General features: G+C 62.4%; 7 protein-coding genes. 4 read left to right on the top strand and 3 right to left on the bottom strand.

What is annotated here, in order from left to right:
* A partial coding sequence (locus I5W_RS24225) for a DEAD/DEAH box helicase (protein ID WP_044531168.1) occupies positions 1 to 913 on the bottom strand: 913 nt, incomplete at its 3' end.
* Between the two features lie 390 nt (positions 914 to 1,303).
* Positions 1,304 to 2,086, bottom strand: coding sequence for an enoyl-ACP reductase FabI (gene fabI / locus I5W_RS24220; RefSeq protein WP_017453957.1), 783 nt, complete (start codon positions 2,084 to 2,086; stop codon positions 1,304 to 1,306).
* A gap of 332 nt (positions 2,087 to 2,418) precedes the next feature.
* Here fabI and I5W_RS24215 point away from each other — a divergent pair, with 332 nt between their 5' ends.
* From I5W_RS24215 to I5W_RS24200, 4 genes are read left to right on the top strand one after another with little or no spacing between them, the layout of a single operon-like run.
* Positions 2,419 to 4,236 carry an extracellular solute-binding protein gene (locus I5W_RS24215; RefSeq protein WP_044531167.1) on the top strand — a complete coding sequence of 606 codons (1,818 nt, stop codon included), beginning with the start codon at positions 2,419 to 2,421 and terminating at the stop codon, positions 4,234 to 4,236.
* Between the two features lie 56 nt (positions 4,237 to 4,292).
* Positions 4,293 to 5,348: a microcin C ABC transporter permease YejB gene (locus I5W_RS24210; RefSeq protein ID WP_044531166.1), complete on the top strand. Its 1,056-nt coding sequence runs from the start codon at positions 4,293 to 4,295 to the stop codon at positions 5,346 to 5,348.
* Positions 5,345 to 6,394 (top strand): ABC transporter permease, encoded by a 1,050-nt coding sequence (locus tag I5W_RS24205; protein WP_044531165.1) that lies wholly within the window; start codon positions 5,345 to 5,347, stop codon positions 6,392 to 6,394. The genes I5W_RS24210 and I5W_RS24205 overlap by 4 nt, the downstream gene beginning before the upstream one ends.
* Positions 6,391 to 7,980, top strand: a complete 1,590-nt coding sequence (locus I5W_RS24200; RefSeq protein WP_044531164.1) for an ABC transporter ATP-binding protein — start codon at positions 6,391 to 6,393, stop codon at positions 7,978 to 7,980. The genes I5W_RS24205 and I5W_RS24200 overlap by 4 nt, the downstream gene beginning before the upstream one ends.
* Before the next feature lie 236 nt (positions 7,981 to 8,216).
* Here I5W_RS24200 and I5W_RS24195 read toward each other — a convergent pair.
* The coding region (locus tag I5W_RS24195) for a transglycosylase SLT domain-containing protein (RefSeq protein ID WP_044531163.1) at positions 8,217 to 9,331 on the bottom strand (1,115 nt) is incomplete at its 5' end.

Below are 9,331 nucleotides of genomic sequence, written 5' to 3'. Positions count from 1 at the left end.
CCTGGTGCATGTCGCCATGCAGTGCGGCGGCGGCGAACCCGGCGATGTTCAGACGATCGGCGATGGTGTCGGCGTCGCGCTTGGTGGCAGTGAAGATCACGGCCTGGTCGATGCTGGTATCGCGCAGCAGATGATCCAGCAGGCGGTTCTTGTGCGACAGGTCATCCACGAAGTGCACGCGCTGCATGATGTTTTCGTGACGGGTCGAGGAACTGGCGATCTGGATGGTCAGCGGATTGTTGGTGATGCGCTTGGCCATGTTGCCCACCACACCGTCCAGGGTGGCCGAGAACAGCATGGTCTGGCGAGTGGCCGGGGTGGCGGCGACGATCTTTTCGATGTCGTCGATGAAACCCATGTCCAACATGCGGTCAGCTTCGTCCAGCACCAGGATTTGCAGTTGCGAGAAATCGATCTTGCCGGACTCCATGTGGTCGATCAGACGACCCGGGGTGGCTACCAGGATTTCCGGGTTGCGCGACAGCAGTTGCATCTGCTTGGGGTAAGGCATCCCACCCAGGATCGACACCACGCGCACGCGGCGCATGTAGGCACCGTACTTGTCGGTGGCGGTGGTCACTTGCAGGGCCAGTTCGCGGGTCGGGGTCAGCACCAGCATCTTGGGCTGCGCCGGCTGGTAACGCGGACGCTCGCCACGGGCACGGCTGGCCTGGCGTTCCTGATTGGGGGTACGGGCTGCTTGCGGCGCCTGCGGCAGGTCTGCCAACTGGTGCAGCGAAGGCAGCATGAAAGCGGCGGTCTTGCCCGAGCCGGTCTGCGAGGACACCAGCAGATCCTGGCCGCTGATGGCGGCGGGGATGGCTTTTTCCTGGACCGGGGTGGGGGCGGTATAGCCTGCTTCGGTCAGGGCTTTGATGATCGAAGGGTTCAGGCCAAGTGCTTCAAAAGTCATAATCTCTTTCGTGAATGTGAACGACAGGCACGAGATGGGCGCACGCAAGCGCGCCGGACATCGAGTGCCTGAACGAAGAAAAGCAACGCCAACCGACGAAATGACTATGAAAAATACAAAGAAATTTCGGCACAAAAGCTTTGCGCCGGGACGGCATCATCAAGGGATGCCAAGGGCGGGGGGCTTTTACGGGGAACTTGTCGTAATGACAGGTAAGGCTTGCGAAGCTGCTTGGGCGAATGCGGCTGGAAATCTTGCAGGGCAGGTTTCACGCCCGATTCGCCTTGTGTATCGGTTATTGCGATGCACAAGGCGAATCATACCCTAAAACATCGAAATTAGCACGAAGCTATTTCGAGAAACTGTCTCTTTATTGTGGGGGACGCTTGCTTATTCTGCCATTCCGCCCACAACGCGGGAGAAGCCACCATCCACATAGGTGATTTCGCCAGTGATGCCCGAGGCCAGGTCCGAGAGCAGGAAGGCCGAGGCATTGCCGACGTCTTCGATGGTGACGTTACGACGCAGCGGGGCGGTGGCAGCCACGGCGCCCAGGATCTTGCCGAAGCCCTTGATGCCGCTGGCCGCCAGGGTCTTGATCGGACCGGCCGAGACGCCATTGACGCGCACGCCCTTGGGACCGAGCGACTCGGCCAGGTAGCGTACCGAGGCTTCCAGCGAGGCCTTGGCCAGGCCCATGGTGTTGTAGTTGGGCACCACCCGTTCCGAACCCAGGTAGGTCAGGGTCAGCAGGGCGGCGTTGGACGACAGCAGCGGCATGGCAGCCTTGGCCATGGCCGGGAAGCTGTAGGCGGAAATGTCATGGGCGATCTTGAAGCCTTCGCGCGAGAAGCCTTCCAGGAAGTCGCCGGCAATCGCTTCGGACGGAGCGAAGCCGATGGCGTGCACCAGCCCGTCCAGCTGGCTCCAGGACTTGCCCAGGTCGGCAAACAGGGCATTGATCTGCTCATCGCTGCTAACGTCGCAGTCGAAGACCAGCTTGCTGTCGAATTCTTCGGCGAACTTGGTGATGCGCTCCTTGAAGCGCTCACCCACGTAGGTGAAGGCCAGTTCAGCGCCTTCGCGCTTGCACGCCTGGGCGATGCCGTAGGCGATGGAACGGTTGGACAGCAAGCCGGTGATCAGAATTTTTTTGCCTTGCAGAAATGCCATGATGACTCCGTATGGTCCGCCGCGTACTGCGTGCAGCCGCCTGGGAGGCGGGCGCGCGCCGCGGCCGGTGGTGATAGCGGCGCCGCGCGTGGGCGGCGGCCGGGCTGGGACAGACCCGGATTGTAGGGGCTAGTGGCAGGCGCGGCAAGCCGCCAGGGCAGGGCGGCGATATTTGCTAAGTTGCTTTAATTGCTTCCCTGTAATCGCTGCTCTCTTTACAATGCCCCGAAACGAAATCGTTTCCAGGCCGAAGTACTAGGCTCCAGGTCGGCAGGCATGGGACTTGCCTGCCTCCCGACATCAACGCCGCCACCGCGCAGACAGACAACCGCATGGTCCAGCCCCTGAAGACAACCAAGATTTTTCTCTCCTGCCTGCTGGCTGCCACCCTGGCCCACGGCATTCCGGCTGCCGCCGAACACGCCTTTTCGCTGTACGACACCCCCAAGTACGGCCCCGGCTTTACGCACTTTGACTACGTCAACCCGGATGCGCCCAAGCGCGGCACGTTGTACCTGGCCAATCCTGACCGCCGCACCAGCTTCGACAAGTTCAATCCCTTCTCGCTCAAGGGCGTGGCCGCAGCCGGCGTGGAGCCGTTCATGTTCGAAACCCTGGCCGTGGGTTCGGCCGATGAAGTCGCTTCCATGTATGGCTTGCTGGCCGACGACATGGTGCTGGCGCCGGACCGGCGTTCCATGCGCTTCCATCTCAATCCCAAGGCACGCTTCAACAATGGCGATGCGGTCACGGCCGCCGACGTCAAGTATTCCTTCGATACGCTGATGACCAAGGGCGCGCCCCAGTTCAAGTCGGTCTTTGCTGACGTGGAGCGTTGCGTGGTGATCGATCCCATGACGGTGCGTTTCGACTTCAAGAGCGACAACCGCGAACTGCCGCTGATCGTGGGCGGCTTACCGGTGTTCTCGCCCAAGTGGGGAGCCGGCACGCCATTTGACCGCATTGAGCTCACCGCGCCGATTGCCAGCGGTCCCTATGCCATCGAAAGTTACGACCTGGGGCGCAGCATCGTCTATCGACGCCGCGCCGATTATTGGGGCAATGACCTGCCCTCGCGCCGCGGCATGTACAACTTCGCGCGCATCGTCTATCGCTTCTACAAGGATGACCTGGCCCGGCTGGAAGCCTTCAAGGCGGGTGAGTTCGACGTGACGGTCGAGTACAGCGCCAAGAACTGGGTCCGCGGTTATACCGGCCCCAAGTTTGCCAACGGCGAGATCATCAAGCACGCTTTTCCGCATCACAACGGCGCCAACATGCAGGGCTTCGTAATGAACCTGCGCCGCCCGCAGTTCCAGGATCCGCGGGTGCGCCGTGCGCTCGGCCTGGCGCTGGATTTCCAATGGATGAATCGCCAGCTGTTCTATGACCAGTACACCCGCGTCGATTCCTACTTCGCCAATTCCGAACTGGCCGCCACCGGCACACCCTCGGCCGAGGAACTCAAGTTGCTGGAACCCTTGCGCGCGCAGTTGCCAGCCGCCGTGTTCGGCCCGGTCCCGGCGCAGCCCGATACCAATCCGCCTGGCTCACTGCGCGCCAACCTGATGCAAGCGCTGCAGTTGTTCCGGGAGGCTGGCTGGACCTATCGCGACGGCGCCTTGCGCAATGACCAGGGCCAGGTATTCCAGATGGAAATCCTGGACGATCAGCCGGCCATGTCGCGGGTCATCAGCATCTACGTGCGCAACCTGGAAAAGCTCGGCGTGCGCGTGAACCAGCGCACGGTGGATTACGCGCTGGCGCAAAAGCTGTTGGAGAACTTCGAGTTCGACATGACCAGCCTGGCCATTCCGGCCAGCAACAGTCCGGGTAGCGAGATGTTTGACATCTTCGGATCGCGCGCCGCCGATGAATCCGGTTCCAACAATGTCTGGGGCCTGAAGAATCCTGCGGTGGACCAGTTGATCGGCAAGGTCGTGGCCGCCCGTTCGCGGGCCGAACTGCTCACGGCCACCCATGCGCTGGACCGGGTGCTGCTCAATCTCTACATCACCGTGCCGCACTGGTATTCGTCCACCCACCGCATGGCCTATCGCAATCGCTTCGGCATTCCTGCGGTACTGCCCAAGTATTACGAAGCCAATCCCTACGTGGTCAGCATGTGGTGGGAAGAAAAGCCGCGCTGACCGCGCCGCCTTCCCGCCCCCTCGACCAAGCATCAAGACCGCAGAAAGTACCTGTCATGAATATCTGGGCTTACATTCTCAAGCGCATCCTCCTGATGATCCCGACCCTGTTGGGCGTGATCGCCATTACCTTCGCCGTCATCCAGTTCGTGCCCGGCGGCCCGGTGGAACAGATGGTGCAGGAGTTGCGCGGGCGTTCCGGCGTGTACGAGTCGGCCGGTGGCGGTGGCGCCTATCGCGGCCGCCAGGGGGTGGATCCCGAACGGGTCAAGGAGATCAAGGCCTTGTACGGTTTCGACAAGCCGCCTCTGGAACGTTTCTGGCTGATGTTGAAGGGCTTCGCCACCTTCGACCTGGGGCGCAGCTTCTATCACCATGCCGATGTCTGGGCATTGGTGAAGTCCAAGATGCCAGTGTCCATCAGCATCGGCTTGTGGACCTTCTTCATTACCTACCTGATCTCGGTGCCGCTGGGCATTGCCAAGGCGGTGCGCGCGGGCAGTCGCTTCGATTCGGTCACCAGCGCGGTGGTGCTGGTGGGCTACTCGATTCCCGGGTTCGTCTTGGGGGTGTTCCTGCTGGTGGTGTTCGGCGGCGGCAGTTTCCTGCAGTGGTTCCCGCTGCGTGGTTTGACCTCTGACAACTGGGAGCAACTGTCCTGGTTCGGCAAGATCAGCGACTATCTGTGGCACATCACCCTGCCCATCATCGCATCGGTGGCCGGGGCCTTTGCCACCATGACCATGCTCACCAAGAACACCTTCCTCGAAGAAATCCGTAAACAATATGTGCTTACCGCCCGCGCCAAGGGCTTGTCGGAACGGCGGGTGCTCTACAAGCACGTCTTTCGCAATGCCCTCATCCCGCTGGTGACCGGTTTCCCGGCGGCCTTCATCGGCGCTTTCTTCGCCGGCAGCCTGCTGATCGAAACCCTGTTCTCGCTCGACGGATTGGGCTTGCTATCGTATGAATCGGTGCTGCGTCGCGACTATCCAGTGGTCATGGGCACGCTCTACCTGTTCACCTTGATCGGTTTGGTGGTCAAGCTCATCGGCGACCTCTGCTATGTCTGGGTCGATCCCCGCGTGCAATTTGAAAGCCTGGCGAAATGAATTCCGTATCTCTTTCCTCTACGCCCTCGATCTCGCCCGGTCGCCGCATCTGGCTGCGCTTTCGCGCCAACCGCACCGGCTACTGGAGCTTGCTGATCTTTTCAGTGCTGTTCGTGCTGAGCCTGGGCGCCGAACTGTTCTCCAACGACAAGCCGCTGGTGGCCAGCTACCAGGGCCATATCATCTTCCCGATGTTCAAGGATTATTCGGACAAGAGCTTCGGTGGCGACTTCGATACCCCGGCCGATTACCTCGATCCCTTCATCCGGGACCAATTCAAGAAGAACGGCAACTGGGCGCTCTACCCGCTGAACCGCTACAACCACGAAACCCTGAACTATTTCGCCAAGTCACCCAACCCGGCCCCGCCCTCGGCCGACAATTGGCTGGGTACGGATGATCGCGGCCGTGACGTGTTTGCCCGGCTGCTCTACGGTTTCCGGCTCTCGGTCCTGTTCGGCCTGGCATTGACGGCCATCGGCGTGGTGCTGGGCGTGCTGGCCGGGGCGATCCAGGGTTACTTCGCCGGCCGCACCGACCTGGTGATTCAGCGCCTGCTGGAAATCTGGGGGTCGATGCCGGAGCTGTATCTGCTGATCATCTTCTTTTCGATCTTCCAGCCCAGCCTGCTGGTGTTGCTGGTCTTGATGGCGGCCTTTGGCTGGATGGACCTGGCCGACTACCTGCGCGCCGAGTTCCTGCGCAATCGCAACCTCGACTATGTGCAGGCGGCGCGTGCCATGGGTTTGTCCAACCGCCAGATCATCTGGCGCCATGTGCTGCCCAATAGCATGACCACGGTGGTGACCTTCCTGCCGTTTCGCATGAGTGCTTCCATCCTGGCGCTGACCAGCCTGGACTTCCTCGGCCTGGGCGTGCCGCCGTCCACCCCCAGCCTGGGCGAACTGCTGTCGCAGGGCAAGAACAACTTGGACGCCTGGTGGATCGCCCTGTCGACCTTCCTGGTGTTGACCGTCACGCTGCTGTTGCTGACCAATATCGGCGATGCCCTGCGCAACGCCCTGGATGTACGGAGGAAGGCATGAGCGCGCCATTGCTGGAAGTGAAGGAATTGACGGTGCGCTTCGGTGACACCGTGGTGGTGGACCGGGTCAGCTTTGCCATCGCCCCTGGCGAGAAATTCGCGCTGGTGGGCGAATCCGGTTCGGGCAAGACGGTGTCATCGCTGGCCGTGCTGCAACTGAACCAGGATGCGCGCTATGAAGGCAGCATCCTGCTCAATGGCCAGGATGTGCTCAAGAAAAGCGAGCGCCAGATGCAGCAGGTGCGCGGCAACGATGTGGCGATGATCTTCCAGGAGCCGATGACGGCCTTGAATCCGCTCTTCACCATCGGCAACCAGATCGCCGAGGTGCTGATGCACCACGAAGGCATCTCTGCGCGCGAGGCCGCCAAGCGCGCCGTCGCGCTGCTGGAAAAGACCGGCATCGCCGAACCTGCGCGGCGGGCGCTGGCCTATCCGCATGAACTCTCGGGTGGCCAGCGCCAGCGCGCCATGATCGCCATGGCGCTGGCCTGCAAGCCCAAGCTGCTGATCGCCGACGAACCCACCACGGCGCTGGATGTGACCATCCAGGTGCAGATCCTGGCGCTGCTGAACCAGTTGCAGCGCGAAGAAAACATGGCCGTGCTCATCATCTCGCACGACCTGAACCTGGTGCGCCACTTCGCCGACCGCGTGGGGGTGATGGAGCAGGGCAGGCTGGTGGAAAGCGCCAGCGTGACCGAACTGTTCGCCCATCCCCAGCAACCCTACACCCGCAAGCTGCTGCAAAGCCACCCGCAGCGCAATGCCGCCGAGCTGGCCGCCGATGCGCCGGTGCTGCTGCAGGCCGAACAGTTGCGCTGCACCTACCAGATCAAGCAGGGCTGGTTTGCCAAGCGCGCCTTCCATGCAGTCGATGGCATCGACCTGCAATTGCGGCGCGGCCAGACCCTTGGCATCGTGGGCGAATCCGGTTCCGGCAAGTCCACGCTGGGCATGGCCTTGCTGCGCTTGTCAGGGGCCAGCGTGGAGGGCCGCATCCGCTTCGATGGCCAGCCCATTTCCGAGCGCAGCAGCCGCGCCTTGCGGCCCTTGCGCGCGCGGATGCAGGTGGTGTTCCAGGACCCGTTCGCCTCGCTCTCGCCGCGCCGCACGGTGGAGCAGATCGTCGGCGAAGGCCTGGCCCTGCATCATCCCGAGCTCAGTGCCGAGCAGCAGCGCCAGACCATCATCGCCGCGCTGCAAGAGGTGGGGCTGACGGCCGCCGTGCTGGAACGTTATCCGCATGAATTTTCCGGTGGCCAGCGCCAGCGCATCGCCATCGCCCGCGCCCTGGTGCTGCAGCCCGAACTGCTGCTGCTGGACGAGCCGACCTCGGCCCTGGACGTGACCGTGCAACAGCAGGTGCTGCAACTGTTGGCCGAGCTGCAGCGCCGGCATGGACTGGCCTATCTCTTCATCACCCATGACCTGGCCGTGGTGCAGGCCATGGCGCATGAGGTGATCGTGATGAAGGATGGCAAGGTGGTGGAAAGCGGCCCCGTGACCCAGGTGCTGCAACAGCCGCAGCAGGAGTACACGCGCCGCCTGGTAGCGGCAGCCACCTACGCGCAGGCGGCGCATTGAGCTCTGATATCTGAGTTCTGACTTCTTATTTCTGAGGTCCAGGCCGCCGCGCTTCTTTCCAGGAAAAGAAAAACCCGAAGTCGGATCAGTGCCGGCTTCGGGTCCATGTGCTGCCACTGCCTTGTTTTCTCGTGCCTGAGGCGCGTTTCTGGTTTCTTATGATGGGCGGTCAAGCCGCCCGGGTCTCCTCCGACATCCTCGGATGATTGCGTGCGCGAGCCATTGCCCGCTCAGGTTCAGCGGCTGGCCAGCACCTTGCGTGCCGGGGCCGGTGCGGCCTTGCGCACGGGCGCCTTGGCCGAGGCCACCTGACGACGGGCCGGGGCGGCGCGATGATGGGAGGCCACGCGGGTCGGTGTCGAGCGCGCAGCGGCATTGGGCACGTGCAATTGCAGGCTCTGGCCAGCGGCCAGGGTATCGCGCTTCAAGCCATTCCATTCCTTCAACTGCGCCACGCTCACGTGATAGCGGCCAGCGATGCCGGCCAGGGTATCGCGCTTGCCAGCCTTCACATAGATACGGCGGGTTTCCGGCACGTCCGGGGCAATCGCCAGGCGGGCGTTGTCGGCCAGTTCCGGGGTCAGGTCGGTGTCCAGTGCTGCAGTCTCTTCGTTCTTCGGCACCAGGATGGTGGAGCCGGCCTTCAACACCATGCGCGGCGGGATCTGGTTGACGCTGCGGATCACTTCCGGGGTGGTGCCGAACTTGCTGGCGATGGTTTCGATGCGCTCGCGGGCGCTGGAGACGGTGTGCGCGGTCCAGGTCGAGAAGGCCTGGGTCCACTTGGACATGTTGGCCTTGAATTTCTCGGCATTGCTTTCCGGCAGCAGGATCTTGGTATCTTCGCCGCCGATGATCACGGGGCGGTTGAACTGCGGGTTCAAGGCCTTGAATTCATCCAGCGACAGCTCGGCCAGTTGTGCGGCGACCTTCACGTCGATGTTGCGGGTCTTGCCGATGGTGACGAAGTAGGGCTGGTTGTCCACCTTGGGCAGGGCGATATCGTAGGCGGCCGGGTTGGCGATGATGTTCTTGACCGCCTGCAGCTTGGGCACGTAGTTGCGGGTCTCGGCAGGCATCTGTGCCGACAGGGTGTTGAAGTCGATCGGCAGGCCGGCTGCCAGATTGCGGTTCACCGCGCGCTGCACCGAGCCTTCGCCCCAGTTGTAGGCCGCCAGTGCCAGCTGCCAGTCGCCGAACATGCCGTAGAGCTTTTGCAGGTAGGTCAGCGCCGCATCGGTGGAGGCCAGCACATCGCGGCGCTCATCGGTGAACATGTTCTGCTTGAGGTTGTAGTCGCGCCCGGTGGAGGGGATGAACTGCCACATGCCGGCGGCCTTGGCGGTGGACA

Origin of the sequence: Herbaspirillum sp. B65 (assembly GCF_000333555.1) — a bacterium.
Taxonomy (GTDB): domain Bacteria; phylum Pseudomonadota; class Gammaproteobacteria; order Burkholderiales; family Burkholderiaceae_D; genus Herbaspirillum; species Herbaspirillum rubrisubalbicans.
This window is presented reverse-complemented; position numbering and strand designations above follow the sequence as displayed.